General features: G+C 46.8%; 36 protein-coding genes and 1 tRNA gene. 34 read left to right on the top strand and 3 right to left on the bottom strand.

The window, feature by feature from the left end; genetic code table 11:
• Positions 1-42: 42 nt before the first annotated feature.
• Positions 43-774 (bottom strand): lipoyl(octanoyl) transferase LipB, encoded by a 732-nt coding sequence (gene lipB / locus B156_RS0105660; RefSeq protein ID WP_040585142.1) that lies wholly within the window; start codon positions 772-774, stop codon positions 43-45.
• Positions 775-870: 96 nt separating this feature from the next.
• Here lipB and B156_RS0105665 point away from each other — a divergent pair, with 96 nt between their 5' ends.
• The 3 genes from B156_RS0105665 (at position 871) to B156_RS0105675 (ending at position 4,337) form a co-directional block, all read left to right on the top strand.
• Entirely contained in the window at positions 871-1,224 is a 354-nt protein-coding gene (locus B156_RS0105665) for a YraN family protein (protein WP_018618689.1), read from the top strand.
• A gap of 108 nt (positions 1,225-1,332) precedes the next feature.
• The gene (locus tag B156_RS0105670; protein ID WP_018618690.1) at positions 1,333-2,757 is read left to right on the top strand and encodes a S41 family peptidase; all 1,425 of its coding nucleotides are present in this window, start codon (positions 1,333-1,335) and stop codon (positions 2,755-2,757) included.
• Between the two features lie 101 nt (positions 2,758-2,858).
• Positions 2,859-4,337, top strand: a complete 1,479-nt coding sequence (locus B156_RS0105675; RefSeq protein ID WP_018618691.1) for a hypothetical protein — start codon at positions 2,859-2,861, stop codon at positions 4,335-4,337.
• A gap of 60 nt (positions 4,338-4,397) precedes the next feature.
• Here B156_RS0105675 and B156_RS0105680 read toward each other — a convergent pair.
• Both B156_RS0105680 and fabD read right to left on the bottom strand, forming a co-directional pair.
• Positions 4,398-4,468: transfer RNA gene (locus tag B156_RS0105680), tRNA-Gln, on the bottom strand.
• A 126-nt stretch (positions 4,469-4,594) separates the two neighbouring features.
• Positions 4,595-5,485: an ACP S-malonyltransferase gene (gene fabD / locus B156_RS0105685; protein ID WP_026260622.1), complete on the bottom strand. Its 891-nt coding sequence runs from the start codon at positions 5,483-5,485 to the stop codon at positions 4,595-4,597.
• A 378-nt stretch (positions 5,486-5,863) separates the two neighbouring features.
• Between fabD and B156_RS0105690 the strand changes: the two genes are divergently transcribed.
• From B156_RS0105690 to B156_RS0105840, 31 genes are all read left to right on the top strand, one after another.
• Entirely contained in the window at positions 5,864-6,559 is a 696-nt protein-coding gene (locus B156_RS0105690) for a succinate dehydrogenase cytochrome b subunit (protein ID WP_026260623.1), read from the top strand.
• Positions 6,560-6,647: 88 nt separating this feature from the next.
• Complete coding sequence (locus B156_RS0105695; protein ID WP_018618694.1) at positions 6,648-8,585, top strand: fumarate reductase/succinate dehydrogenase flavoprotein subunit; 1,938 nt, start codon at positions 6,648-6,650, stop codon at positions 8,583-8,585.
• 95 nt (positions 8,586-8,680) lie between these two features.
• Positions 8,681-9,439 (top strand): succinate dehydrogenase/fumarate reductase iron-sulfur subunit, encoded by a 759-nt coding sequence (locus B156_RS0105700; protein ID WP_018618695.1) that lies wholly within the window; start codon positions 8,681-8,683, stop codon positions 9,437-9,439.
• Between the two features lie 467 nt (positions 9,440-9,906).
• Positions 9,907-10,527 (top strand): 50S ribosomal protein L3, encoded by a 621-nt coding sequence (gene rplC / locus B156_RS0105705; RefSeq protein WP_018618696.1) that lies wholly within the window; start codon positions 9,907-9,909, stop codon positions 10,525-10,527.
• A gap of 3 nt (positions 10,528-10,530) precedes the next feature.
• Complete coding sequence (gene rplD, locus B156_RS0105710; protein WP_018618697.1) at positions 10,531-11,160, top strand: 50S ribosomal protein L4; 630 nt, start codon at positions 10,531-10,533, stop codon at positions 11,158-11,160.
• 3 nt (positions 11,161-11,163) lie between these two features.
• Entirely contained in the window at positions 11,164-11,451 is a 288-nt protein-coding gene (rplW, locus tag B156_RS0105715) for a 50S ribosomal protein L23 (protein ID WP_018618698.1), read from the top strand.
• A gap of 26 nt (positions 11,452-11,477) precedes the next feature.
• A complete protein-coding gene (gene rplB, locus B156_RS0105720) occupies positions 11,478-12,302 on the top strand; it encodes a 50S ribosomal protein L2 (protein WP_026260624.1) in 825 nt (274 codons plus the stop codon).
• A 9-nt stretch (positions 12,303-12,311) separates the two neighbouring features.
• Positions 12,312-12,590, top strand: coding sequence for a 30S ribosomal protein S19 (rpsS, locus tag B156_RS0105725; RefSeq protein ID WP_018618700.1), 279 nt, complete (start codon positions 12,312-12,314; stop codon positions 12,588-12,590).
• Between the two features lie 69 nt (positions 12,591-12,659).
• A complete protein-coding gene (rplV, locus tag B156_RS0105730; RefSeq protein WP_018618701.1) occupies positions 12,660-13,052 on the top strand; it encodes a 50S ribosomal protein L22 in 393 nt (130 codons plus the stop codon).
• A 3-nt stretch (positions 13,053-13,055) separates the two neighbouring features.
• Positions 13,056-13,934, top strand: a complete 879-nt coding sequence (gene rpsC, locus B156_RS0105735) for a 30S ribosomal protein S3 (protein ID WP_018618702.1) — start codon at positions 13,056-13,058, stop codon at positions 13,932-13,934.
• A gap of 116 nt (positions 13,935-14,050) precedes the next feature.
• Complete coding sequence (gene rplP / locus B156_RS0105740; RefSeq protein WP_018618703.1) at positions 14,051-14,482, top strand: 50S ribosomal protein L16; 432 nt, start codon at positions 14,051-14,053, stop codon at positions 14,480-14,482.
• A 21-nt stretch (positions 14,483-14,503) separates the two neighbouring features.
• Positions 14,504-14,698 carry a 50S ribosomal protein L29 gene (gene rpmC, locus B156_RS0105745; protein ID WP_018618704.1) on the top strand — a complete coding sequence of 65 codons (195 nt, stop codon included), beginning with the start codon at positions 14,504-14,506 and terminating at the stop codon, positions 14,696-14,698.
• Positions 14,699-14,839: 141 nt separating this feature from the next.
• Entirely contained in the window at positions 14,840-15,118 is a 279-nt protein-coding gene (rpsQ, locus tag B156_RS0105750; protein ID WP_245563696.1) for a 30S ribosomal protein S17, read from the top strand.
• A 3-nt stretch (positions 15,119-15,121) separates the two neighbouring features.
• The gene (rplN, locus tag B156_RS0105755; RefSeq protein ID WP_018618706.1) at positions 15,122-15,490 is read left to right on the top strand and encodes a 50S ribosomal protein L14; all 369 of its coding nucleotides are present in this window, start codon (positions 15,122-15,124) and stop codon (positions 15,488-15,490) included.
• Positions 15,491-15,493: 3 nt separating this feature from the next.
• Positions 15,494-15,865, top strand: coding sequence for a 50S ribosomal protein L24 (gene rplX, locus B156_RS0105760; protein ID WP_018618707.1), 372 nt, complete (start codon positions 15,494-15,496; stop codon positions 15,863-15,865).
• 14 nt (positions 15,866-15,879) lie between these two features.
• Positions 15,880-16,434, top strand: coding sequence for a 50S ribosomal protein L5 (rplE, locus tag B156_RS0105765; RefSeq protein ID WP_018618708.1), 555 nt, complete (start codon positions 15,880-15,882; stop codon positions 16,432-16,434).
• Between the two features lie 23 nt (positions 16,435-16,457).
• A complete protein-coding gene (gene rpsN, locus B156_RS0105770) occupies positions 16,458-16,727 on the top strand; it encodes a 30S ribosomal protein S14 (RefSeq protein WP_018618709.1) in 270 nt (89 codons plus the stop codon).
• Positions 16,728-16,817: 90 nt separating this feature from the next.
• Positions 16,818-17,216, top strand: coding sequence for a 30S ribosomal protein S8 (gene rpsH, locus B156_RS0105775; protein ID WP_018618710.1), 399 nt, complete (start codon positions 16,818-16,820; stop codon positions 17,214-17,216).
• A gap of 13 nt (positions 17,217-17,229) precedes the next feature.
• On the top strand, positions 17,230-17,787 hold the full coding sequence (gene rplF / locus B156_RS0105780; RefSeq protein ID WP_018618711.1) for a 50S ribosomal protein L6: 558 nt from the start codon (positions 17,230-17,232) through the stop codon (positions 17,785-17,787).
• 107 nt (positions 17,788-17,894) lie between these two features.
• Complete coding sequence (rplR, locus tag B156_RS0105785) at positions 17,895-18,248, top strand: 50S ribosomal protein L18 (RefSeq protein ID WP_018618712.1); 354 nt, start codon at positions 17,895-17,897, stop codon at positions 18,246-18,248.
• 17 nt (positions 18,249-18,265) lie between these two features.
• Positions 18,266-18,784, top strand: coding sequence for a 30S ribosomal protein S5 (gene rpsE / locus B156_RS0105790; RefSeq protein ID WP_018618713.1), 519 nt, complete (start codon positions 18,266-18,268; stop codon positions 18,782-18,784).
• 17 nt (positions 18,785-18,801) lie between these two features.
• Entirely contained in the window at positions 18,802-18,981 is a 180-nt protein-coding gene (gene rpmD / locus B156_RS0105795; RefSeq protein WP_018618714.1) for a 50S ribosomal protein L30, read from the top strand.
• 95 nt (positions 18,982-19,076) lie between these two features.
• Complete coding sequence (gene rplO / locus B156_RS0105800; RefSeq protein ID WP_026260625.1) at positions 19,077-19,553, top strand: 50S ribosomal protein L15; 477 nt, start codon at positions 19,077-19,079, stop codon at positions 19,551-19,553.
• 32 nt (positions 19,554-19,585) lie between these two features.
• A complete protein-coding gene (secY, locus tag B156_RS0105805; protein ID WP_018618716.1) occupies positions 19,586-20,908 on the top strand; it encodes a preprotein translocase subunit SecY in 1,323 nt (440 codons plus the stop codon).
• A 6-nt stretch (positions 20,909-20,914) separates the two neighbouring features.
• The gene (gene map, locus B156_RS0105810; protein ID WP_018618717.1) at positions 20,915-21,754 is read left to right on the top strand and encodes a type I methionyl aminopeptidase; all 840 of its coding nucleotides are present in this window, start codon (positions 20,915-20,917) and stop codon (positions 21,752-21,754) included.
• A gap of 7 nt (positions 21,755-21,761) precedes the next feature.
• The gene (gene infA, locus B156_RS0105815; protein WP_018618718.1) at positions 21,762-21,980 is read left to right on the top strand and encodes a translation initiation factor IF-1; all 219 of its coding nucleotides are present in this window, start codon (positions 21,762-21,764) and stop codon (positions 21,978-21,980) included.
• 85 nt (positions 21,981-22,065) lie between these two features.
• On the top strand, positions 22,066-22,182 hold the full coding sequence (gene ykgO, locus B156_RS0105820) for a type B 50S ribosomal protein L36 (RefSeq protein ID WP_018618719.1): 117 nt from the start codon (positions 22,066-22,068) through the stop codon (positions 22,180-22,182).
• A 2-nt stretch (positions 22,183-22,184) separates the two neighbouring features.
• The gene (gene rpsM, locus B156_RS0105825; RefSeq protein ID WP_018618720.1) at positions 22,185-22,562 is read left to right on the top strand and encodes a 30S ribosomal protein S13; all 378 of its coding nucleotides are present in this window, start codon (positions 22,185-22,187) and stop codon (positions 22,560-22,562) included.
• Between the two features lie 100 nt (positions 22,563-22,662).
• Positions 22,663-23,058 (top strand): 30S ribosomal protein S11, encoded by a 396-nt coding sequence (gene rpsK, locus B156_RS0105830; RefSeq protein WP_018618721.1) that lies wholly within the window; start codon positions 22,663-22,665, stop codon positions 23,056-23,058.
• Between the two features lie 78 nt (positions 23,059-23,136).
• Entirely contained in the window at positions 23,137-23,742 is a 606-nt protein-coding gene (rpsD, locus tag B156_RS0105835; RefSeq protein ID WP_018618722.1) for a 30S ribosomal protein S4, read from the top strand.
• A gap of 183 nt (positions 23,743-23,925) precedes the next feature.
• Positions 23,926-24,915, top strand: a complete 990-nt coding sequence (locus B156_RS0105840) for a DNA-directed RNA polymerase subunit alpha (RefSeq protein WP_018618723.1) — start codon at positions 23,926-23,928, stop codon at positions 24,913-24,915.
• The last annotated feature ends 9 nt before the right edge of the window (positions 24,916-24,924 follow it).

Consider the following 24,924-nt stretch of genomic DNA (forward strand, 5'->3'; position numbering starts at 1 on the left):
GCTATTGGCGTCACTGATACAATACTGGTTGCAGCCGCTTTCTTATTCCTTCATCCTGTCAATTTCCATGTCAAATAGATTAGCTAAGTGTCGCTGAACGTGCTGAGTTACTTCATTCAAAGGCACTTCATAGCCTAACTCAAGAGCCATCGAGGTAACTGCCTTACCAGTAATGCCACAGGGGACAATATGGTCAAAATAACGCAGATTTGTATTCACATTCAAGGCAAAACCGTGCATGGTTACCCAACGGCTAGCTTTTACACCCATTGCACAAATTTTACGAGCATTCCCTTCAGCATCACTTCCCAGCCATACCCCCGTCAATCCGTTTATACGGCCCGCTTCAAGGCCATAGTCTGCCAGCGTCAGAATAATGCTTTCTTCCAATAACCGCATATACCGATGAATGTCGGTAAAAAAATTATCCAGATCCAAAATTGGGTACCCTACCAGCTGACCGGGACCATGATAGGTAATGTCGCCCCCGCGCCGGATTTTAAAGAGCGTTGCGCCGAGTTCAGTTGCCAGCCTGTTCTCATCCATCAACAAATTTTCGGCGTGGCCACTTGTACCCATCGTGTAAACGGGAGGATGCTCGCAAAACAACAAATAGTTTGGGGTAAGTTGTTGCTCTTCGTCTGTACGGGAGCGGTTCAGCAGTTTCTTGTCAACAATTGATGCGAACAGGCGTTCCTGCTCATCCCAGGCAGACTGGTACTCAATCAATCCTAATTCTCTAATACCAACCTGTTTGTTAATACGCCTGTTCATCACATCCGGGAAGTGGAAGCCTTCCGTTCCTGTACTAACAAACAGGCCGATAAGTTTCGTTCGGATTGGCGTTATTTGTAACCTTACAGCAAAAAAATGGCGCAACATAACGAAACCGGAAAGCAGGGCGAAGTAGAAGCGACTCGTTATCTGCGCGAGCAGGGTTATGAAATCATGACCCGGAATTATCGCTATCAGCATGCCGAAATTGACCTTATCGTCAGAAAAGGGAAACTGCTGGTTTTTGCCGAGGTAAAGACCCGAACCAACCTCAGTTTCGGCAATCCCGAAGAGTTCGTTTCTTACACAAAAGCAAAACTCGTTATGAAAGCGGCCGAACACTACATTTTCGCTAACGGCTGGCTCCATGACATCCGATTCGACATCATTGCCGTAACTATAGCGGGCAACGAACTGCGGATAAAACATATAGAAGACGCTTTCTGCTAAGTCGTTTCCTACGTCACTTTTACTAACTTTAATATCAGCCGGTTACTAAATTATTTTGTTGATTAGTACGTTATTAAGAAGAATACATCAACACATCAATAGACATACATGAGAACAAGCATTTTTGGCCGGGTAGCCCTGATTATCGTAGCCTGTAGCCCTTTGTTTCTAGCTTCCTGCAAGAAGGACATAGATAGCGTAACCCCCGCAACCAGCGAGGTAAACGACTGGATTCTTTCCAACATGAAATACAATTACTTCTGGACGGATAAAATCCCGGATAATGCGGACAAAACCGTAACGCCCGATAAATATTTTATGTCATTGCTCTACGACCGGAACAACACTGCAAATACCGACCGTGACCGTTTCTCCTGGATTCAGGAAAGTGCCGCCGAACTAAAGGCTTCGCTAGGTGGCCAATCCAAAACAACCGGTATGGAATACAAACTATACTACCGGGACAACAATCAAACGGGCGTTGTAGCTTCCGTTATTTACGTATTGCCGGGTTCGCCTGCAGCAGCAGCCGGTATCAAACGGGGCGATATCATATCGAAAGTCAATGGCCAGGGTTTGACCGGCACAAACTACCAGGAGCTGCTTCAAAGCAATGTTGACAGTTATACGTTTGGTTTTGCCAGCCTCGTGAATGGTGCATTGACCGATAATACGCAGACGAAGCAGGTTACCGCGCTGGTTTTCCAGCAAGACCCTGTTCTACTGGATACAACGTATACCATTGGCGGCAAAACGATTGGCTACGTTGTCTATAACCAGTTCATTCCGGGTATTAACCCCGACGGTACTAACAAGGACAAAACTTATGATTTGAAGTTGGATAACATCTTTGGCAAGTTCAAACAAAAGGGAGTCAACGAACTGGTTCTTGATTTGCGGTATAACCGGGGTGGTTATGTCAGTTCAGCAACAAACCTGGCCAGTCTGATTGGTCGTAACATCGATGCGTCGAAAGTATTCTATACCCAGAAGTGGAATGGAACTGTAACTGCTGCCAACAACAAAGAGTACGGCGTAGGCTGGAACAACCAGAACTTTGTGGCTAAGGCAACTAACATTGGTGGCAATCTGAGCCGTGTCTATGTTCTGACAACCAGCAGCACCGCATCAGCCAGCGAGTTGATTATTAATGGTTTGCGTCCTTTCATGACGGTCAATACGATTGGTACTACTACAACTGGCAAAAATGTGGGTTCCATCACTATTTCGGATAACACCGGTAGAATCAAATGGGGTATGCAGCCCATTACGTTCAAATCGGCCAATGCCCAGGGCTTTACGGATTATGCCGGTGGTTTTACCCCAACAATAGAAGTAAAAGAGCCATCATATGGTATGAAAGCGTTCGGTGACGTGACAGAGGCTATGCTGAGCGAGGCTATTTTCCAAATATCCGGTACGCGTATGGCACGGCGGGCAGCCTCCACAGAGGTTATCCGGCCAAGTTTGTTTTCATCTATAGACAGCAAAGCGGGCGGAGGCAATATGTTTATCGATAATAAGCCCTTCTGATAGCCAACGTTAAAATTGTATTATTTTAGTTCGGAAGCGGCCCCAAAGGCTGCTTTTGACGTTTTATACTGTAACTTTAGCATCAACAAGTCGCCAGCACTATGTACGAAAAGAATGTAGGTACCAAACAAAAAGCGTTACGTATCAACCTCGACCGACGTATTTATGGTTCTTTTGCCGAGATTGGGGCGGGGCAGGAAACAGCCGCTATGTTTTTCAAAGCAGGCGGTTCATCCGGAACAATAGCCAAAACCATGTCAGCCTACGACATGACGTTTAGTGATTCCATTTACGGCGTAGAGGAAAGTGGTCGATATGTGGTAGAGTCGAGGCTGGTAAAAATGCTCAGTAAGGAATATAATCTGTTAGAGAAACGCTTAGACGAAAAACGTGGTCCTGACACTACGTTCTTTTCATTTGCCAATACCGTTGTTGCTCTTAATTACCAGAAGACAAACGAAGCGCACGGCTGGATTGGCTGCCGCTTTCAGTTAAACCCACAAGCCGGATTTAATGACGTGATTATTCACGTCCGGATGCTCGATAATGAGAATGTTCTACAACAACAGGCACTGGGCGTTATTGGTGTAAACTTGATTTACGGGTGCTATTTCTACGCTAAATCACCCGAAACGCTGGTGCTGTCGCTCATGGACGATCTGGCCCCGGAGCGCATTCAGATTGACATGATCCGCTTCAAAGGACCTGACTTCGCGGATGTAGATAATCGGCTCATGAGCTTGCACCTGGTCAAGAACGGCTTTACTGATGCCGCTCTGTTTGGAGCCGATGGCCAGGTATTGCAACCCTCCGAAGCTCTGTATAAAAAACATATTCTGGTTATGCGTGGCCGCTTACGTCCGGTCACTAATGTGCAGATGGACATGATCGAGAATGGCTTGAAGCAGTTCAACGCAGAACCCGATGTAGACAAAAGCAGGGTACTATCCATGGCTGAGTTAACCATCCATAATTTGAAAGCAAACGAGCAGGGAATCGACGAGAAAGATTTTTTGGACAGAGTGGATATTCTGTGCTCGATGGGACAAACCGTAATGATTTCCAATTACTTGGAGTACTATAAACTTGTTGCTTATCTGGCGCGGCTAACCCGGCTAAAAATTGGTTTGGTTATCGGTATCCCCAACCTGGAATACATTTTCGAGGAGAATCATTATGAGTTTCTACTAGGCGGTATTCTCGAATCGTTCGCCACGTTGTTTAGCCGAAAAGTAAAGTTGTTCGTTTATCCAACGCTGAAAGAGGGAGCTATCTACACCTGCAACGAATTTAAATTACCCCCTACCCTGGAACCCCTGTTTCAGTACCTGGTTCGGAATGACAAGATTGAGGATATCACCGACTTCAACGAGCAGAATCTGCATATCTCAACTGATGGCGTGCTGGAGATGATTCAAAAGGGAGAAGATGGCTGGGAGAAGATGGTTCCGGAACGGGTTGCCGAACAGATCAAAGCCAATTGCCTGTTCGGTTATCCCTGCGAGGTGGATTATGTACCCATTGGTCAGCAAGTACGCAATCAACAGGTAGAAGAACAGGAACAGGCTGTATCGCAATAAGTTGCTAGTATGACAAGAAAAAGGCTCTCTTGATTGATAATCAAGAGAGCCTTTTTCTTGTAGCCCGAGAAGGATTCGAACCTCCACAAACAGAACCAAAATCTGTCGTACTACCCTTATACTATCGGGCTGTTTTTGCAATTGCGAGTGCAAAGATAACGGTTACCCGGCGTCAAAAACAAATACTGATCCAAAAAAAAAGGGCATGCCGTAACAGAAATGACATTAGTTACTGATTAGCAAGGAATAATGCCTGTTTAAACCCCCGCAACGGCAACAGCAGGACTAATCTTCCTGATCAGTCCCTGAAGCACTTTACCAGGTCCACACTCTAGAAACTCAGTTGCACCGTCGGCCACCATTTGTTCGACTGACTGTGTCCAGCGCACAGGTGACGTAAGCTGGGCAATCAGATTAGCTTTCAACTGCGCCGGGTCAGTTGTCGCCTGCGCCGTTACGTTCTGATAGACCGGGAAGCGGGGTACCGAGAAGGACATGTTCTGAACTGCTTCGGCAAATTCCTTTTGGGCAGGCTCCATAAAAGGCGAGTGGAAAGCACCACTCACGGCCAGTGGCACAACCCGTTTGGCACCGGCTGCTTTCAGCCGTTCCTCTGCCAACTGGATTCCAGCCGCACTTCCCGAAATAACAACCTGACCCGGACAGTTGTAATTGGCAGGAACAACAATTTCCTCCGTTATACCCGCACATACCTCTTCAATGACGGAATCAGCTAAACCCAGTACGGCAGCCATGGTCGATGGAACCAATTCGCAGGCGCGCTGCATAGCCGTTGCCCGAACGGATGCCAGGCTCAATCCATCTTCAAAGGAAAGGACACCCGCAGCCGTTAGTGCCGACAATTCGCCGAGTGAGTGTCCCGCCACCATAGAAACGTCGAACCGATCCGAGGCAAAAGAGTCGGTCGTCAGGGCCAGAACGACACCGTGCAGAAAAACAGCCGGTTGTGTATAAATGGTTTGTTTGAGTTCATCATCCGTTCCTTCAAACATAATGGATGTCAGACTGTAGCCAAGTATCTGGTTGGCCTGTTCAAAAAGCTGTCGGGCAGCTCCTGACTGTTGGTAAAGGTCCTGCCCCATACCCCGAAATTGCGAACCCTGTCCAGGGAATACGTATGCTTTCATGTAAGATACTAATTGGTGAATAAATTCAAGCAGGTGCAAATTAGAGCCATTATCGACGTTGTTCAAAAAGGAAAAGAAACGTTTGGCCCTAAAAATCTTATCGTCAGCGATTTACAGCCTAGAGAAAAACGAATCATTCAGAGGCCTGCTCTATCATTCATTTTTTTCAAAAAGTTATGATTCCCAAAACCATTAAATCAAACAGTCTGTTAAAATAGTACAAGGTTTGGTTATTTGGTGCAACGTATGCAAAGGGTTACAAAGAGCGTGATAAAGGCGCTTAGTGTTGTTTCCCTGCCGTTTGTGATTTAGCTTTGACGCGCCGTTTAATCAGGCTTCTGTTCAATTATTTACACTAAATTTCGTGTCGTTCACCATATGGCTTGGGTAACACAAACACTATCCAGCTCGCTTGGCCGCAAGGTCATCATGTCACTGACAGGGCTGTTTCTGAGTAGTTTTTTAATTATTCACATGGCTGGCAACTTGCAGCTATTCAAAGGAGATGGCGGTCGTTCCTTCAATGAGTATACGTACTTCATGACGCACAACCCGCTTATCATGACCGTTTCGTACTTGCTTTATTCGTCTATTCTGGTCCACGCACTAATGGCGTTTATTCTTACCCGCTATAATCAGTCGTCCCGTCCCGTCAAATACGCGTATAGCAAGCCCGAAGCCAATAGTGATTGGTCGTCACGCAATATGGGCATTCTGGGAACTGTCCTGCTACTGTTTATTCTTATTCACATGCGTACATTCTGGTACGAAATGCACTTCGGGTCGGTACCCATGGCGGAGTATGACGGTAAAGAGTACAAAGACCTATACTCCGTTGTGCAGGCAGCCTTTGGCGAATTATGGTACGTAGTATTATACGTTGTCTGTATGGTAGCGTTGGGATATCACATGGCACATGGTTTCCAGAGTGGTTTTCAGACCCTGGGTATCCGTCACCGGAAATACACGCCTATTATTGAATCCCTGGGTAAATACTTCTTTGCTATTATCGTACCAGCGGCTTTTGCCTCCATGCCCATTTACGTGTATTTACAGGTTCACCACTTTATATAATGAGTGAACGATTGAATCGTAGATGAGTGACTAGTTGTCTCATCCTTTTCATTCATCAACTCGCTCATTCACAATTCACAATTGAATTATGAAACTGGAATCCAAAATCCCTGAAGGTCCGTTAGCCGAAAAATGGGCGCGGCAAAAGTTTGCACTAAAACTGGTCAATCCAGCCAATAAGCGTAAATACGATATAATTGTAGTAGGAACGGGTTTGGCGGGCGCTTCAGCAGCCGCATCGCTGGCAGAATTAGGGTACAATGTCAAAGCATTCTGCTTCCAGGATAGTCCCCGCCGGGCACACTCTATTGCTGCTCAGGGAGGAATCAATGCGGCTAAGAACTACCAGAATGACGGCGACAGCGTGTTCCGGCTATTCTATGACACCATAAAAGGTGGTGACTACCGCGCCCGCGAAGGCAACGTACACCGGCTGGCCGAAGTGAGTGTCAATATCATTGACCAGTGTGTAGCGCAGGGGGTTCCTTTCGCTCGTGAATATGGCGGTACACTAGCGAATCGCTCTTTTGGCGGAGCGCAGGTCTCCCGTACATTCTATGCCCGTGGTCAAACCGGTCAGCAATTACTGCTGGGTGCTTATTCGGCGCTCAGTCGTCAGGTAGCTAACGGAAAAGTCAAATTGTACCCTCGCACCGAAATGCTGGACCTGGTTGTTCAGGATGGCAAAGCACGGGGTATTGTCACCCGTAATCTGATCACGGGTAAAATAGAGTCGCACTCAGGGCATGCAGTACTACTCTGCACGGGTGGATACGGTAACGTATTCTATCTGTCAACCAATGCAATGGGTAGTAATGTTACGGCGGCCTGGCGGGCGCATAAAAAAGGTGCCGCCTTCGCTAATCCCTGCTTTACCCAGATTCACCCAACCTGTATTCCCGTATCTGGTCATTATCAGTCAAAACTGACTCTGATGTCGGAGTCGTTGCGGAACGACGGACGGGTGTGGGCACCCAAAGCAAAAGAAGACGCGGAGAAAATACAGAAGGGTCAGATGAAGCCAACCGATTTAGCCGAAGCCGACCGGGATTACTTCCTAGAGCGCAAATACCCGGCTTTCGGTAACCTTGTACCCCGCGATGTAGCTTCCCGGAATGCTAAATACGTCTGCGACGAAGGACGGGGTGTTAGCAAAACGGGGCTGGCCGTTTATCTGGATTTTGCGGATGCCATTAAGCGCGACGGTCAGAAAACAATTGAGGCCAAGTACGGTAACCTCTTTGAGATGTACGAAAAAATCACTGGCGAAAATCCGTATGAATTGCCAATGATGATTTACCCCGCCGTTCACTATACGATGGGTGGCTTATGGGTGGATTACAACCTGATGACCAGCATTCCGGGTTTATACGCCCTCGGCGAAGCAAACTTCTCTGACCACGGTGCCAACCGGCTTGGCGCTTCGGCTTTAATGCAGGGGTTAGCAGATGGTTACTTCGTGATTCCTTATACCGTTGGTGATTATCTGGCTACTATAGGTCCAGCAGATAAAATTCCCGTTGATGCACCGGTCTTTAAAGAAGCCGAGGAAAAAGTAACTGCTCAGATCAACCAGCTTATATCCATTAAAGGTGAGCGACCAGTCGATGAATTACACAAAGAGTTGGGGCATATCATGTGGGAATACTGTGGTATGTCGCGCAATGCGGAGGGGTTACAGATTGCCAAGCAGAAAATCCAGGCATTGAAGAAGGAGTTTTGGTCGAACGTAAAGATAATGGGTGGACCAGAGGAGATGAACCAGGCTTTGGAACAGGCATCGCGCGTAGCCGACTTTATCGAACTGGGAGAACTGATGGTTGATGATGCGCTAAACCGGGATGAATCCTGTGGAGGGCACTTCCGGGAAGAATACCAGACACCCGATGGCGAAGCTCTTCGCGATGATGCCAATTACGCCTACGTAGCCGCCTGGGAATTTCAGGGCGAAAACAAACCCGAATTACTCAATAAAGAAGTGCTTGAGTTTGAGAATGTGAAGCTGACGCAACGAAGTTATAAATAAATGATGGACTTATGATTTGTGCTTGCCCGTCGCATTGGCAGACTGGTGGTAGTAAACTATAAATTCCGGCGGGGAACCGCGTAAATCCGTCAAAAATGAAAATTAATCTAAAAGTCTGGAGACAAAAAAGTAGTAATGCCACCGGAAAACTGGTGGAATATCAGTTAGATAACGTATCGGAAGATATGTCGTTTCTGGAGATGTTCGACGTATTAAACGATTCGTTGACCCGCAAAGGAGAAGACCCCGTTACCTTCGACCATGATTGTCGGGAAGGCATCTGCGGTATGTGCTCGATGTATATTAACGGGCGTGCCCATGGTCCACAAACAGGTGCAACTACCTGTCAGCTACATATGCGGTCGTTCAACGATGGCGATACAATTGTAGTAGAACCCTGGCGGGCGCGGGCTTTTCCGGTCATTAAAGATTTGATGGTTGACCGTACTGCCTTCGATCGCGTTATCCAGTCGGGTGGGTATGTATCGGTCAACACCGGTTCTGCCCCTGATGCCAACGAAATTCTCATTCCACGTAGCATCGCCGACGAAGCAATGGATGCTGCAGCCTGCATTGGTTGCGGTGCCTGCGTAGCGGCCTGTAAAAATGCATCAGCGATGTTGTTTGTGTCGGCTAAAATATCGCAGTTAGCCATTTTGCCGCAAGGTAAAGCCGAACACAAAGAGCGTGCCGAACGCATGGTGGCGCAAATGGATTCTGAAGGCTTTGGGGCCTGTTCGTTTACAGGTGCCTGCTCTGTTGAATGTCCGAAATCAATTTCACTTGACCATATCGCCCGCCTGAACCGGGAGTACCTGGGTGCCCAGCTGACTACCGAAAATGTACAGGGGTAAGTGAGTCAAGTTTACTCCCAAACGAAAGAATCCCGGTTAGTACTAACCGGGATTCTTTCGTTTGGGAGTACTTGTCATCCGCTATAGCGAAGTTCTTGAAAGGCATATAGTTTTCTGATTAAGTTTGAGATAGTAAACTTTCTTTTAAATATTTTTTCTTTTCTCCCGCTAATTCCCTACTTTTGCAGTCCCAAACTCAGAGCAACGAGTTGACGACATACGAAGATGAAGGTCTGCATAAGAAACCACATCTGACTTTTCGACAGATAAACCATGCAAACTATGGCTTTATATGTCATTCGAGGTCAGGTGCTGTGCATCCGACCTTTTTTGTGTCATTTTCGGGCCTGATTGTTAAGCACATATAGGATTTACCTGATATTTGCCTACCTTTGCGGCCCGATTCGGTGATTTGAATCGGGAGAATTTTACCTAATTTTTTACCTGCTTACTTTAAACAAACACAAATGTCTGGTTTAATTGGCAAGAAAATCGGGATGACCAGCGTGTACAATGCGGACGGGCAGGCTCTGGCATGTACAGTGATTGAGACGGGTCCCTGTGTCGTAACGCAAGTTCGTAGCATCGAGAAAGATGGCTACACAGCTGTGCAGCTGGGTTATGGCGATAAGAATGAGAAGCACAGTAACAAACCGGAGATTGGCCACTTCAAAAAGGCTGGTACTACCCCGAAGCGCAAACTGGTCGAATTTAAAGAATTTGAGCAGGAGTTAAGCTTGGGAGCAACACTCACGGTTGCCGATGTATTTGCTGAGTTAGACTTCGTTGACGTTGTTGGCACAGTAAAGGGTCGTGGTTTCCAGGGTGTTGTAAAGCGTCATGGATTCGCTGGTGTGGGTGGTCAAACCCACGGTCAGCATAACCGGGGTCGTCACCCAGGTTCGATTGGTGCCTGCTCCTTTCCGTCACGTGTGTTCAAAGGTATTCGTATGGGTGGCCGCATGGGCGGTAACCGCGTAAAGGTTCAGAACCTACGCGTTTTACGGGTTATGCCTGAGCAGAATCTGCTCGTTGTGAGTGGTTCGGTTCCCGGAGCTAAAAATTCATACGTTATTATCGAGAAATAGGTTATGGAAGTAATCGTATATAACAGCAAAGGCGAGGACACAGGCAAAAAGGTCACTCTGCCGGAAGAGGTTTTCGGAATTGAACCGAACCAGCACGCGATTTACCTCGACGTGAAACAGTATCTGGCCAATCAGCGTCAGGGAACGCATAAAGCAAAAGAGCGGGCTGAAAATGCTCACTCGACCCGCAAACTAAAGAAACAGAAAGGCACGGGTGGTGCGCGTGCAGGTAGTGCCAAATCACCGGTATTCGTAGGTGGTGGTACCATTTTTGGACCACGTCCCCGTGACTATAGTTTTAAGCTGAATAAGAAAGTAAAAGCGCTTGCCCGCCAGTCGGCTTATGCCGTAAAAGCGAAGGCAGAGAAGATTTCGGTTATCGACAACATCACGATTGAAGCACCCCGCACAAAAGATTATATTCAATTCCTGAATGATCTGAATCTAACGGGCCGCAAAACGTTACTCATCCTGCCCGATGTTAACCTGAATGTTGTCCTATCCAGCCGGAATGTGCAGAAGGCAAAAGTGACTACCGCTTCGCAGGTAAATACATATGACCTGATGAATGCCGATCAACTGCTTATCAGCGAAGGAGCTTTGTCAACCATTCAAACTTTGTTCGACAAATAGACCATGAGCATACTGAAACGACCAATCGTCACTGAAAAAATGACGGGCCTGAACAAGCAGGGAAAATATGCTTTTGAGGTCGAACTAAAAGCCAACAAACTCGAAATTGGCAAAGCCATCGAGAAAATGTACGGCGTAAACGTTGAAGCTGTCAATACCTTCCGTGTATACGGAAAGAAGCGTAGCAAGAATATCAATGGACGTGTTGTATCGGGTAAAACCCCAACTACGAAAAAAGCAATCGTAACGGTTGCAGAGGGCGAAGTAATCGATATTTACGCAGACCTGTAAACCGTAGCTCTACCAATAAATCAGTCATGGGAGTTAAAAAACTAAGACCAATAACGCCGAGTACACGTTTTCGCGTGGCACCCGACTTTGCGGAAATAACAGCCTCCAAGCCAGAAAAAAGTCTGCTGGAGCCCATTAAGAGAACCGGTGGCCGGAACAATGAAGGTCACCGCACTATGCGCTACATTGGAGGAGGTCATAAGCGGCATTACCGCATTATTGATTTCAAGCGCGATAAAGTCGGCCAGACAGCCGAAGTTTTGACTGTAGAATACGATCCAAACCGTTCGGCACGTATTTCTTTAGTGCAATACGCCGACGGCGAAAAGCGCTATATCATTGCGCCACAAGGCATTACCGTAGGTCAGACGATTCAGTCGGGCGAAGGTGTTACGCCTGATGTTGGTAATGCTATGCCGCTGGCCGCAATGCCTATTGGTACTATTGTTCATAACATTGAGCTGACACCAGGAAAAGGTGGCTCGATGGCTCGCTCGGCTGGCACATACGCTCAGCTAGTTGGTCGTGAAGAAAAGTATGCTATCCTGCGTTTACCCTCTGGTGAAACCCGTCGGGTTTTGAGCGCAGGTATGGCAACGGTTGGTTCTGTATCCAATCCGGATCACATGAACGTAGTAATAGGTAAGGCTGGCCGGAGCCGTTGGCTGGGTCGTCGCCCCCGTGTTCGTGCTGTGGTTATGAACCCTGTTGATCACCCGATGGGTGGTGGTGAGGGACGGGCATCCGGTGGTCACCCACGTTCGCGCAATGGCCAGTTTGCTAAAGGTCAGAAAACCCGTAGCAAGAACAAGGCATCTGAAAGCATGATTATTAGCCGACGCAAAAAGTAACAGATAAAAATGGCACGTTCACTCAAAAAAGGCCCATATATTGATTTCCGCCTGGATAATAAGGTTCAGACACAGAATGATTCGGGCAAGAAATCGGTCATCAAAACTTGGTCGCGTCGTTCGATGATTTCGCCAGATTTTGTAGGCCATACTTTCGCTGTTCACAACGGCAACAAGTTTATTCCGGTTTACGTAACGGAGAATATGGTTGGTCACAAACTCGGTGAGTTTTCACCAACGCGCAACTTCCGCGGACACACCGCAAAGAAAGACAAGGGCAAACGATAAGTAGTTTACGGTATTCGATTTACGGTTTTAGCGAACTGTAAACCGTGAACCAAAACCGAAACCAAAAAAATGGAAGCAGTAGCAAAACTTAAAGATGTGCCCACGTCGCCCCGTAAGATGCGGTTAATCGCCGATCTGATTCGTGGTCAGCGCGTTAGCCGGGCGTTGGGCCTGTTAAAATATCAGCCTCAGGCTGGTGCCGACGTGTTGCAGAAAGTGCTTTTGTCGGCCGTTGCCAACTGGCAGCAGAAAAACGAAGATGAGCGTATTGAAGACGCTGACCTTTATGTAAAAACTATTTTTGTTGATGGTGGTCCTATGCTGAAGCGTTTGCGCCCGGCCCCTCAGGGTCGTGGTCATCGAATTCGGAAGCGTTCCAATCACATTACCATTGTGGTTGACAGCGCAGCGCAACCGCTGTTGGAGTCGGCAGAAGCAGAAACCCCTGAAAACGAGAATTAAGAAATGGGACAAAAGATAAATCCAATTGGCCTGCGACTTGGTATAGTTCGTGGCTGGGAATCAAGCTGGTACGGAGGTAAGGAATTTGCAGAAAAACTCGTAGAAGACGAGAAGATCCGTAAGTATGTAGCCGCTCGTATTCCGAAGGGTGCCATTGCACGGGTTGTCATTGAACGTACCCTCAAACGCGTTACTCTAACAATTCATACGGCACGTCCGGGTATTGTTATTGGTAAAGGGGGGGGCGAAGTAGATAAGATCAAAGAAGAATTAAAAAAGATTACGGGCAAAGATGTCCAGATCAACATCTTCGAGATCAAACGTCCGGAAGTTGATGCGAAATTGGTTGGTGAAGCCATTGCTCAACAACTACAGGCTCGTATTTCATTCCGTCGTGCTATGAAGCAGGCTATCCAGTCAGCACTTCGGGTAGGCGCACAAGGTATCAAAGTGAAAGTATCGGGCCGTTTAGGTGGGGCAGAAATTGCCCGCTCAGAGCAGTATAAAGAGGGCCGTGTCCCTCTGCACACGCTTCGTGCTGATATCGATTACGCTATCTCTGAGGCACAAACTGTATATGGTAAAATCGGCATCAAGGTGTGGATTTTCAAAGGTGAAGTGTACGGAAAGCGTGATTTATCGCCAGCCGCTATGATGACTCAGGCACAGGCTGGTGAGCGTTCTACCTCATCGAGTGACCGTGGCGATCGCCGTGGCCCTCGTGGTGACCGCGATGGAAACGACCGCGGTGGTCGGGGTCGGGGTGAGCGTGGTGCAAATGACCGTGGTGGCAACCGTGGTGGTGGAGGCCAGGGCGGTGGCAACCGTGGTGGCGGAGGCCAGGGCGGTGGTAACCGTGGCGGTGCAGGACCAAGACGATAAATTCAGTCAGGTAGTCGATCAGTCTGTCAGTCGGAAATTGATAAAAGAAATTTTCTTTCCCGACTTAATAACTGACTGACTCAATTACTGGCTAACTGATTAACTGATATTGAGCTATGTTACAGCCAAAAAGAACAAGATTTCGCAAACAGCACAAAGGAAGGATTCCAGGCATTGCGTCACGCGGCCACGAAATTGCTTTCGGTACATTCGGTATCAAATCGCTTGAGCCTGGCCGGATAACTGCCCGCCAGATTGAAGCTGCCCGTATTTCTGTAACCAGAGCGATGAAACGCGAAGGCCAGGTTTGGATTCGGATTTTCCCCGACAAGCCAATTACCAAGAAACCGGCTGAAGTACGGATGGGTAAAGGTAAAGGTGCCCCTGAGTATTGGGTGGCTGTAGTTAAACCCGGAACCATCATGTTCGAAGCGACAGGTGTGGATCTGGCGACGGGAATGGAAGCCCTGCGTCTGGCCGCCCAGAAGTTGCCCGTTCGGACAAAGTTTGTAGTCCGGCGCGATTATCAGGAGCAAGGCGAAGAATAGTATTCTTAAGCGACGAACAAGATGAAAAAAGAAGATTTAAAAGGGTTATCGGCTGATGAGTTACGTACCGAAATTGGTGCGGAGCAGGATCGCCTGCTGAAACTAAAGTTTGCGCATGCCGTATCTCCTATCGAGAACCCAATGCGCATCCGCGAAAGCCGCAAACGGATTGCTCGCCTGCATACGCAACTGACAGTTAAATCGCAGCAAGCCTAACAAGATAAGACGATGGAAGAGCAACAAGCACCAGAACCACAGGCTGAAGCAACTGCACCGGTGGTAGCAGAGACAGCACTACCGGAGGAATCAAAAGCCCCTGTGGAAACAGCGAAAGAAGAGCCGAAAGCAGCCACTTCAATAACTGGAGAAGCCAATTCGGTTTCTGAACGGAACGCCCGGAAAGAGCGTATCGGACGGGTGACAAGCAATAAAATGCAAAAGACGATCACTGTTGCCATTGATCGTAAGGTAAAACACCCAATGTATGGCAAGTTCATGAACAAGACGAAAAAACTGACTGTTCATGACGAGAAGAATGAGTGTGGTATCGGTGATACTGTTCGTGTGATGGAAACCCGTCCCATGAGCAAAAATAAGCGTTGGCGTTTAATCGAAATCATCGAAAAAGCGAAGTAAGCCATGGTACAGCAAGAATCAAGATTAGGAGTAGCCGATAACAGTGGTGCTAAAGAAGTGCTGGTTATCCGCGTCCTGGGCGGTACGGGTAAGCGGTATGCATCAGTCGGTGACAAGATTGTCGTGACGGTGAAACAGGCCCTGTCGTCCAGCAGTATGAAGAAAGGTACAGTGTCAAAAGCTGTGGTTGTTCGGACAAAGAAGGAAGTACGTCGGAAAGACGGGTCATATATTCGTTTTGAAGATAACGCAGCCGTGTTGCTCAACAATAATGATGAGCCACGTGGTACCCGGATTTTTGGACCCGTAGCTCGCGAATTGCGCGAGAAGCAGTTCATGAAAATTGTATCGTTAGCCCCGGAAGTATTATAAGCCATGGAGAAGAAAATAACGCTACCAAAACATAAATTCCACGTAAAGACGGGCGATACGGTCGTCGTTATTGGCGGAAACTCGAAAGGGCAGCGCGGAGTGGTGCAGGAAGTGATCGTAGAAAAGGATCGTGCCCGCGTTGAGGGTGTAGCTATGATTACCAAACACCTGAAACCAACTGCGTCTAACCCGCAAGGAAGCTTGGAGAAAACGGAAGGATCAATCCACATTAGTAACCTGAAACTGGTTGATCCTGCTACTGGCGAATCTACCCGCACTGGTCGTAAATTGAACGACAAAGGCAAACTGCAGCGCTTCTCTAAGAAGACGGGCAACTTCATTCCTGATCGGTCTGCCGATGCAGGTCGTAAATAAAAAGGTCGAAAAAGATGGCAACGCCAAGACTTAAAGAAAAGTACGTAAACGAGATTGTACCTCAATTGAAAGACAAGTTTCAGTATAAGTCGGTTATGCAAGTACCGCGTTTGAACAAGATTGTCATCAATAAGGGCATCGGAGCCGCTGTCGCCGACAAGAAATTGGTTGACGTAGGGGTAGATGAACTGACGACTATCACGGGCCAGAAAGCTATTCCGACAATGTCGAAAAAGGCCGTTTCTAACTTCAAACTACGGGAAAAGATGCCCATTGGTGCGAAAGTGACGCTACGTGGTGTGAAAATGTATGAATTCCTGGACCGGTTGACAACAGTTGCGTTGCCACGAGTTCGTGACTTCAAAGGCATTAGCGACAAGGGATTTGACGGCCGTGGTAATTACACATTCGGCGTACAGGAGCAAATCATCTTCCCGGAAATTAGCATTGATAAAGTAGCACGGATTTCGGGTATGGATATCACATTCGTGACAACCGCCAATACCGATAACGAGAGCTATGAGCTGCTAAAAGCGATGGGGATGCCGTTTGCTAAAAGTGGTAAATAATAACCGACACAAAGGCTAAAATAATGGCAAAAGAATCAATCAAAGCACGGGAGCGGAAACGTGAAGCGTTAGTGGCCAAATATGCCGTGAAACGGGCAGCCTTAAAGGCCGCCGGTGACTATATCGGTCTTGACAAGCTACCTAAAAATGCATCACCTGTTCGGCTGCATAACCGTTGTAAATTAACGGGACGTCCTCGGGGTTATATGCGCAAGTTTGGTATCTCTCGGGTAACATTCCGGGAAATGGCATCAGCGGGTAAAATTCCAGGTGTAACAAAAGCGAGCTGGTAGTTCCAGCTTCCATTTCTATTTGAAATTCAGTTCCCGTAATTTTGCGAACTTCTTAAAATAGGGAGGTTTGTAAGTAACGCAACGCTAAGAATGAATACAGATCCAATAGCAGATTTCCTAACTCGTGTTAGAAACGCCATCCGGGCCAAGCACCGGGTTGTCGAAATCCCTGCTTCGAACATAAAGAAAGAAATTACCAAAGTTTTGTACGACAAAGGGTTTATCCAGAACTACAAGTTCGACGATAGTACCCCACAAGGTATCATTAAGATTGCCCTTAAGTACAATCCCACAACGAAGCAACCCGCTATCGTTGATCTGCAACGCATCAGCCGTCCGGGCTTACGTCAGTATCGGGGTGCCGACAACTTGCCGCGTATCCTGAACGGATTAGGTGTAGCTATCATCTCAACCTCTAAAGGTGTGATGACGGATAAAGAAGCGAAGACATTGAATGTCGGCGGAGAGGTATTGTGTTACGTATATTAATTCGAACTGAACGATGTCACGCATAGGTAAGAAACCCATCGCCCTTCCAAGCAACGTTACGCTGTCTGTTGACGCGCAGAACGTAGTTACGGTAACAGGGCCTAAAGGCACCCTGACCCAGTCGGTTGATCCGGACATTTCGGTAGCAATCGAAGAAGGTCAGATTCAAGTATCCCGGCCTACAGAGCAGAAACGCCATAAAGCATTACATGGCCTATACCGGTCCCTGGTAAGCAACATGGTACAGGGGGTAAGCGAAGGCTACAAACTTGATCTTGAAGTTATCGGAGTTGGTTATAAGGCTTCCGTTACAAACAATATCCTTGAGTTACAACTTGGCTATTCGCACAATGTGTATGTAGCCGTACCGGGTGAGATTAAAGTAACTGCTGTAACTGAGAAAGGGCAGAATCCGAAAGTATATCTGGAAGGTTCGGATAAACAACTTCTCGGTGACGTAGCGGCTAAAATCCGTTCACTGCGTAAAGTAGAACCCTACAAAGGCAAAGGTATTCGCTTTGTTGGTGAGCAGGTTCGCCGTAAAGCTGGTAAGTCTTCGTCTAAAAAATAAAGTTTGTTGTTTGAAATTTGATAGTAGCGTCTTAGTACGGTCATTATCAAATTTCAAACGTCAAGCATCAAATTACTTAAACGCCTATTTGGTCGGAATCAAATAAGATGGCAACGAACAAGCAAGAAAGGAGACAGCGGATCAAATTTAGCATCCGCGCAAAACTGTCAGGTACGGCCGAGCGCCCACGCTTATCAGTTTTTCGCTCAAACAAAGCGATATACGCCCAACTGATTGACGATATAGCTGGTCGCACATTAGCGGCAGCCTCGTCGGTAGAGTTGAAAAGTGAGGCCGAAGGCAACACGATAGAAACGGCGAAAAAAGTAGGCCAGCGTTTGGCTGAAAAAGCAGTTGCTCAGAATATCAGCACAGCCGTATTCGACCGCAATGGGTACCTGTATCACGGTAAAGTAAAAGCATTGGCCGATGCAGCCCGTGAGGGTGGCCTTAAGTTCTAAGCATTAACTGCGAAAAGATGAATATCAATTCAGCAAGACCGACGAAGTTTAACGAAGCTGACCTGAAGGAAAAGGTCGTAGCTATTAACCGTGTCGCGAAAGTAGTAAAAGGTGGTCGCCGGTTTAGTTTCTCGGCAATTGTCGTCGTCGGCGATGGTAACGGTGTTGTAGGTTATGGATTGGGTAAAGCCAACGAAGTAACTGATGCAATTGCCAAAGGAGTAGAAGATGCCAAGAAAAACCTGGTACAGATTCCTCTCTTGAAGCGCACAGTCCCCCACGAGATGGAAGGTAAGTTCAGCGGTGGCTTTGTCCTGCTGAAGCCAGCCGCGCCGGGTACGGGTGTCATTGCCGGTGGCGCTATGCGCGCCGTTCTGGAATCTGCTGGTGTGCATGATATCTTAGCAAAATCGAAAGGATCATCAAACCCGCACAACGTGGTGAAAGCTACGCTTGATGCACTATTAAAAATGCGTTTACCACATCAGGTAGCATTTCAGCGTCAGGTGAGCTTGTCAAAAGTGTTTAACGGTTAATAAACGGAGCAACAGACATGGCACAAGTACGCATTACGCAGGTCAGCAGCACTATCAAGCGGCCGTTATCTCAGAAAAATGCCATTAAGTCGTTAGGCTTGGGCAAAATCAACCACAGTGTCGAATTGGAATACAATGACTCACTGAAGGGTGCTATCAATAAGGTGCAGCACTTAGTGAAGGTTGAAGAAATTTAAGTATCTTTGCGATTCTTTTGGCTTCCAGACCGTTCTAACTATCTGTCAGAGACGTTTTGAAAGGCTAAAAGAATCATCTTTTTAATAACATACACATGAATTTAAGCAACCTTAGACCGGCAAAAGGTTCCGTCACAGAGCGCAAGCGAGTCGGACGCGGGCAAGGATCAGGCATGGGCGGAACGTCTACGCGTGGTCACAAAGGGGCGCAGTCTCGCTCAGGTTATAGCCGTAAAACGCACTTCGAAGGTGGTCAAATGCCGCTGCAACGTCGGGTGCCGAAGTTTGGTTTTAAGAACATAAACCGCGTCGAATACAAGCCTCTCAATCTGGATTCCATTCAGATGTTGATTGATGACACCAATGCGACTGTGATTGACATGAATTTTATGCTCCAGCACGGGCTGGTAGGTAAGAAAGATCTTGTTAAGGTTTTAAGTCGTGGTGAGTTGAAAACTGCTGTTGAAATTCACGCCCACGCGTTTTCGGCCAGTGCTATCGAAGCTATTGAGAAAGCAGGTGGGAAGGCAATAGTGCCTAAGAAAGAAGCGAAAGAAGGAGCAGCTAACTAAGTTGTGATCATAGCAACGACCGACCTACTTTTATGAACCGACTCATCACCACGTTTAAGAATATTTTTGCGATTGACGAGTTGCGGAGTCGAATCCTCAACACGCTACTGTTCATCACGGCTTTCCGTCTTGGTTCAGCTATTGTGTTACCAGGTGTCGATCCTAACAAACTAAATTTAAATCCTCAGGGATTACTTGGTTTGTTAGACACTTTTTTAGGTGGGGCATTCAGCAAGGCGTCAATTTTCGCGTTGGGTATCATGCCTTACATTTCGGCGTCGATTGCCATTCAGCTACTCACACTCGCTCTTCCTTATTTCCAGAAGATGCAGAAAGAGGGTGAGTCGGGGCGGAAACGACTGAATCAGATTACGCGGATATTAACCATTGTAGTCACTGCGGTGCAGGCTCTTACTTATGTTCGTACAACCATTCCAAAAGAAGCGTTACTAATTGATCAGGGATTGTTTACCATCTCTTCCTTGTTTATTCTCACAGCAGGTACTATCTTTTGTATGTGGCTGGGAGAACGAATCACGGATAAAGGAATTGGAAACGGTATTTCCATGATTATCATGATTGGAATAGTTTCCCGTCTTCCGGGTGCGTTGATTGGCGAACAGCAGTCGAGGGGGACAGGCGGTATTCTGATTTTTGTCCTTGAGTTGGTAGCACTATACTTCGTTGTTATGGGAGCGGTTGTGCTTACCCAAGCCGTACGTCGGATTCCGATTCAGTATGCCAAGCAGGTTATTGGTAACAAAGTAGTAGGTGGGCAGCGACAATATTTGCCGTTAAAGTTGAATGCTGCAGGCGTAATGCCTATTATCTTCGCTCAGGCGCTTATGTTTATTCCAACGTATGTAGCGGGTCTGTTTTCGGAAAAGAGCGACTTTGCAGCTGGTATTCAAAACGCTTTTCAAAGCTACACAACATGGCAATATAACGTGCTGTTTGCTTTATTGATTATTGTTTTTACCTTCTTCTACACAGCTATATCGGTTAACCCAGTTCAGATTGCTGATGACATGAAGCGAAGTGGCGGGTTTATTCCAGGTGTAAAACCGGGCTTTCAAACATCGGAGTATATCGGTACTGTTCTTGACCGAATTACGTTGCCTGGCGCTATCATGCTAGCCATTGTGGCTATCCTACCAGCCATCGCTAACATATTCGGGATGACTAGTGGATTTGCCCAGTTCTTTGGGGGTACATCACTTCTTATTATGGTTGGCGTAGTACTTGATACACTGCAACAGATTGAAAGCTATCTATTGATGCGTCGGTATGAAGGCCTCATGAAGTCGGGACGTCTTCAGGGGCGAACAACTACTGGCGAAACAGTAGCAGCTTAGAAACGCATGGCTAGTTCTGACAAAAAGGATAAAATGATTTATTACAGAAGCGATGAGGAGATCGCTCTGATAAAGATCAGCGCTCAGGTACTCGGGAAAGCACATGCCGAAGTGGCTAAGATTATCCGGCCTGGCATAACAACGAAGGAACTGGATACAATGGCTGAAACGTTTATTAAGGATAATGGTGGAACTCCTTCATTCTTAGGTTATAATAAATTCCCAGCCTCGCTTTGTATTTCCGTGAATGATGTAGTTGTTCATGGACTCCCAAGCCGTTACGAGCTTCGTGATGGTGACATTGTATCGATTGACTGTGGTGTTAAGCTGAATGGATATCATAGCGATAGTGCTTACACGTATCCAATTGGTGAAGTTAACCTTGCTGTACGTCGATTACTTAGCCGAACAAAGCAATCCCTATATGTTGGTCTCGAAAAGGCCACAGAAGGAAATCGGGTTGGTGATATTGGATATGCTATCCAGACTTACACGGAGAAATTTGGTTATTCAGTTGTTCGTGAGTTAGTGGGTCATGGGGTTGGGCAGGATTTGCACGAAGCTCCCGAAGTCCCTAACTACGGTAAAAGAGGTCAGGGCCCTCGGTTGCACGAAGGAATGATTCTGGCAATTGAACCGATGATTAATTTTGGGAAGAAGGGAGTTGTTCAGGAACGCGATGGCTGGACCATAAGGACGGTAGATCGCAAACCTTCAGCGCACTTTGAACACACAGTGGCTGTTCGGAAAGGGAAACCGGAAATTCTGACAACCTTTGAATACATTGAAGAAGTTACCGCCAATACAAGCCTGATGGTTGATACAAATGAACTGATGGCAGCTTAAAGCGAATATGGCAAAGCAGAATTCTATAGAACAGGACGGTATAATTTTGGAAGCATTGTCAAATGCAATGTTTCGGGTTGAGTTGGCTAATAAGCATGAGGTAATTGCTCATATCTCCGGTAAAATGCGGATGAATTACATCAAGATTTTGCCTGGAGACCGCGTAAAGTTAGAAATGTCGCCTTACGACTTGAGTAAGGCCAGGATTGTATATCGGTACAAATAGGTTAGCGGTTGACGGTTTAGGTTTAGGGTTGCTCGTCGGCCAGAAACTGAAAACTGAAAACTGAAAATCGAAAACTTTTAAGAAGATGAAAGTTAAAGCGTCAATTAAGAAACGCAGCGAAGACTGCAAAGTGATCCGGCGGAAAGGGAAGCTGTACGTGATCAACAAAAAGAATCCCCGTTACAAACAAAGACAAGGATAAGTATGGCACGTATTGCAGGTGTTGATATTCCAGACAAGAAACGTGGCGAAATTGCGCTGACGTACATCTACGGCATTGGTCGTAGCCGAGCTAAGAAGATCCTGACCGACGCCGGTATCAGTGTCGACAAGAAAGCCAATGAGTGGTCAGACGACGAAGCAAGTGCTGTGCGTAATGCTATCTCGAATGAGTACAAGGTAGAGGGTCAGCTTCGTTCGGAAGTTCAGTTGAGCATCAAGCGTTTGATGGATATTGGTTGCTATCGTGGGCTGCGTCACCGTAAAGGTTTGCCAGTTCGTGGTCAACATACAAAGAACAACTCCCGTACCCGGAAAGGGAAGCGGAAGACTGTTGCTAACAAGAAGAAAGTAACAAAATAATTAATCGGTCGCTCATCGTCACAAGGTCCATTTGTGGTCATTTAATAGCTAAATGGCAAGTAATGATAACCCGTGACATATTGACGATTACCTACAAAAGATGGCACAAGCAAAACGCAAAGACAAAGCGAAAAAGCGGGTGGTCGTTGTTGAACCCGTTGGTCAGATTCATATTCGGGCTACATTCAATAACATCATCATTTCGATTACAAACATGAATGGCCAGGTTATATCCTGGGCATCAGCAGGTAAGATGGGCTTCCGGGGTTCTAAAAAGAACACACCCTATGCTGCTCAGACTGCCGCATCTAACTGTGCTGCTGTAGCCCACGATTTGGGAATGCGCAAAGCAGAAGTATTTGTTAAAGGTCCTGGTTCAGGCCGTGAGTCAGCTATTCGTACCATTCAGAACTCGGGTATCGAAGTAACAACAATCCGTGATATTACCCCGCTGCCGCACAATGGGTGTCGGCCGCCAAAACGTCGTCGCGTATAACTTACGGATGGCATGAATAGGGGCAGGCGACATTTAGTTGTGTCTGTCCAATGTTTCACTTTATTCATTCATTGAAGAATGGCACGTTATACAGGGCCAAAGGCCAAAATTTCGCGCAAGTTCGGCGAGCCAGTTATGGGTCCGAGCAAAGCGCTCCAGAAGAAAAATTACGGACCGGGTATGCACGGTCGTGGTCGCAAACGGAAACAATCCGAATATGCGCTCCAACTTCTTGAAAAACAGAAGGTAAAGTATACTTATGGCATTCTGGAACGTCAGTTCCGGGCCTTGTTTCACCGGGCACAGGTTCGTTCAGGAATCACTGGTGAAAATCTCCTCAAACTATGTGAAGCCCGCCTTGATAACACAGTTTATCGTATGGGCATTGCATCTTCCCGTCGGGCAGCCCGTCAGTTGGTGTCGCACAAGCATATCATTGTTGACGGCGAAGTTGTAAACATTCCTTCTTATTCGTTAAAACCAGGCCAGCTCATTGGCGTTCGGGAAAAATCGAAATCATTAGAGGCTGTTACGTCCAGTTTATCCGCTCGCAGTACGAAGCGCTACAACTGGGTTGAGTGGGATGGTCAACAAATGGTGGGCAAATTTATCAGCTTCCCGGAGCGGGACCAGATTCCAGAGAATTTCAACGAGCAGGCCATCGTCGAATTGTATTCTAAGTAAGCCTTACAGCAGGACCCATTTCGGGTTTTGCTGGATTTATATAGTTTACAGTTTAAAGTCGATTGGTTATTGGTAGAAAACTGGTCTTTAGTCCGGTAAATACCATGAACCAAAGTACTGAAAATTGTAAATAAATTTCAGTCTTCACGTCAGGCAGAGAACTGCTGTTAAAATACGAAACGTATGTCAATTTTAGCGTTCCAAATGCCCGACAAAGTCGTAGTGGAGAAAGCTGACGACTTTCACGGGGTGTTTGAATTTAAACCCCTCGAAAAAGGATACGGTGTAACAATCGGTAATGCGCTTCGTCGCATTCTGTTATCATCTTTGGAAGGATACACTATCACAAGTGTGAAATTTCCAGGTGTTCTACACGAGTTTTCGTCTATCGAGGGCGTAGTTGAAGACGTAACGGAGATCATTCTGAACCTGAAGATGGTTCGTTTTAAGAAGATCAACGATATGGTCGACAACAAAATCACCGTCAACATAAAGAAGCAATCGGTTCTTAAAGCGGGTGATATATCTAAATTTTCTCCATCGTTCGAAGTGCTGAATCCAGAACTGGAAATTTGCCACATCGATGACACCAGAGATTTGGAAATGGAAATTTTCGTGGAGAAAGGCCGCGGGTACGTTCCGGCCGATGAACCACGTGCTAATGAATTACCGTTTGGGCACATACCCATTGATGCTATTTATACGCCAATAAAAAACGTAAAATATAGCGTTGAGAATACCCGGGTTGAGCAGAAAACGGACTATGAGCGTCTACTACTGGATATTGAAACGGACGGGTCTATTCACCCGGAAGAAGCGTTGAAGGGAGCTGCATATATCTTAATTCAACACTTCATGCTTTTCTCAGATCAAACGATGACGTTTGAAACGGCGAAAGCAGAAGAGGAAAACGTAGTAGATGAAGAAGTACTGCACATGCGGAAACTTCTGAAGACGTCACTGGCTGATCTTGATCTGTCAGTAAGGGCGTATAACTGCTTGAAGTCAGCAGACGTACGGACACTGGGTGACCTTGTCCGGTTAGAGATTTCGGACATGATGAAGTTCCGCAACTTTGGTAAGAAGTCGCTTACGGAGCTTGAGCAATTGGTTGCCGAGAAAAATTTAACGTTCGGTATGGACGTTGCAAAGTATAGATTAGACGAAGACTAAGTCGGTTTA

Source organism: Spirosoma luteum DSM 19990, assembly GCF_000374065.1.
Classification (GTDB): Bacteria; Bacteroidota; Bacteroidia; order Cytophagales; family Spirosomataceae; genus Spirosoma; species Spirosoma luteum.

Coding starts and splice junctions, on each gene's coding strand:
- rpsK (WP_018618721.1), top strand. CDS start 22,663: ATGGCACAAGCAAAACGCAAAGACAAAGCGAAAAAGCGGGTGGTCGTT.
- B156_RS0105665 (WP_018618689.1), top strand. CDS start 871: ATGGCGCAACATAACGAAACCGGAAAGCAGGGCGAAGTAGAAGCGACT.
- rplF (WP_018618711.1), top strand. CDS start 17,230: ATGTCACGCATAGGTAAGAAACCCATCGCCCTTCCAAGCAACGTTACG.
- B156_RS0105700 (WP_018618695.1), top strand. CDS start 8,681: ATGAAAATTAATCTAAAAGTCTGGAGACAAAAAAGTAGTAATGCCACC.
- rpsH (WP_018618710.1), top strand. CDS start 16,818: ATGAATACAGATCCAATAGCAGATTTCCTAACTCGTGTTAGAAACGCC.
- rpsE (WP_018618713.1), top strand. CDS start 18,266: ATGAATATCAATTCAGCAAGACCGACGAAGTTTAACGAAGCTGACCTG.
- B156_RS0105690 (WP_026260623.1), top strand. CDS start 5,864: ATGGCTTGGGTAACACAAACACTATCCAGCTCGCTTGGCCGCAAGGTC.
- B156_RS0105695 (WP_018618694.1), top strand. CDS start 6,648: ATGAAACTGGAATCCAAAATCCCTGAAGGTCCGTTAGCCGAAAAATGG.
- rplC (WP_018618696.1), top strand. CDS start 9,907: ATGTCTGGTTTAATTGGCAAGAAAATCGGGATGACCAGCGTGTACAAT.
- rplD (WP_018618697.1), top strand. CDS start 10,531: ATGGAAGTAATCGTATATAACAGCAAAGGCGAGGACACAGGCAAAAAG.
- secY (WP_018618716.1), top strand. CDS start 19,586: ATGAACCGACTCATCACCACGTTTAAGAATATTTTTGCGATTGACGAG.
- rpmC (WP_018618704.1), top strand. CDS start 14,504: ATGAAAAAAGAAGATTTAAAAGGGTTATCGGCTGATGAGTTACGTACC.
- fabD (WP_026260622.1), bottom strand. CDS start 5,485: ATGAAAGCATACGTATTCCCTGGACAGGGTTCGCAATTTCGGGGTATG.
- B156_RS0105670 (WP_018618690.1), top strand. CDS start 1,333: ATGAGAACAAGCATTTTTGGCCGGGTAGCCCTGATTATCGTAGCCTGT.
- lipB (WP_040585142.1), bottom strand. CDS start 774: ATGAACAGGCGTATTAACAAACAGGTTGGTATTAGAGAATTAGGATTG.
- rplE (WP_018618708.1), top strand. CDS start 15,880: ATGGCAACGCCAAGACTTAAAGAAAAGTACGTAAACGAGATTGTACCT.
- infA (WP_018618718.1), top strand. CDS start 21,762: ATGGCAAAGCAGAATTCTATAGAACAGGACGGTATAATTTTGGAAGCA.
- rpmD (WP_018618714.1), top strand. CDS start 18,802: ATGGCACAAGTACGCATTACGCAGGTCAGCAGCACTATCAAGCGGCCG.
- rpsD (WP_018618722.1), top strand. CDS start 23,137: ATGGCACGTTATACAGGGCCAAAGGCCAAAATTTCGCGCAAGTTCGGC.
- rpsS (WP_018618700.1), top strand. CDS start 12,312: ATGGCACGTTCACTCAAAAAAGGCCCATATATTGATTTCCGCCTGGAT.
- rplW (WP_018618698.1), top strand. CDS start 11,164: ATGAGCATACTGAAACGACCAATCGTCACTGAAAAAATGACGGGCCTG.
- rplN (WP_018618706.1), top strand. CDS start 15,122: ATGGTACAGCAAGAATCAAGATTAGGAGTAGCCGATAACAGTGGTGCT.
- B156_RS0105675 (WP_018618691.1), top strand. CDS start 2,859: ATGTACGAAAAGAATGTAGGTACCAAACAAAAAGCGTTACGTATCAAC.
- rplX (WP_018618707.1), top strand. CDS start 15,494: ATGGAGAAGAAAATAACGCTACCAAAACATAAATTCCACGTAAAGACG.
- map (WP_018618717.1), top strand. CDS start 20,915: ATGGCTAGTTCTGACAAAAAGGATAAAATGATTTATTACAGAAGCGAT.
- rplB (WP_026260624.1), top strand. CDS start 11,478: ATGGGAGTTAAAAAACTAAGACCAATAACGCCGAGTACACGTTTTCGC.
- rplV (WP_018618701.1), top strand. CDS start 12,660: ATGGAAGCAGTAGCAAAACTTAAAGATGTGCCCACGTCGCCCCGTAAG.
- rpsM (WP_018618720.1), top strand. CDS start 22,185: ATGGCACGTATTGCAGGTGTTGATATTCCAGACAAGAAACGTGGCGAA.
- ykgO (WP_018618719.1), top strand. CDS start 22,066: ATGAAAGTTAAAGCGTCAATTAAGAAACGCAGCGAAGACTGCAAAGTG.
- rpsC (WP_018618702.1), top strand. CDS start 13,056: ATGGGACAAAAGATAAATCCAATTGGCCTGCGACTTGGTATAGTTCGT.
- B156_RS0105840 (WP_018618723.1), top strand. CDS start 23,926: ATGTCAATTTTAGCGTTCCAAATGCCCGACAAAGTCGTAGTGGAGAAA.
- rplP (WP_018618703.1), top strand. CDS start 14,051: ATGTTACAGCCAAAAAGAACAAGATTTCGCAAACAGCACAAAGGAAGG.
- rplR (WP_018618712.1), top strand. CDS start 17,895: ATGGCAACGAACAAGCAAGAAAGGAGACAGCGGATCAAATTTAGCATC.
- rpsN (WP_018618709.1), top strand. CDS start 16,458: ATGGCAAAAGAATCAATCAAAGCACGGGAGCGGAAACGTGAAGCGTTA.
- rplO (WP_026260625.1), top strand. CDS start 19,077: ATGAATTTAAGCAACCTTAGACCGGCAAAAGGTTCCGTCACAGAGCGC.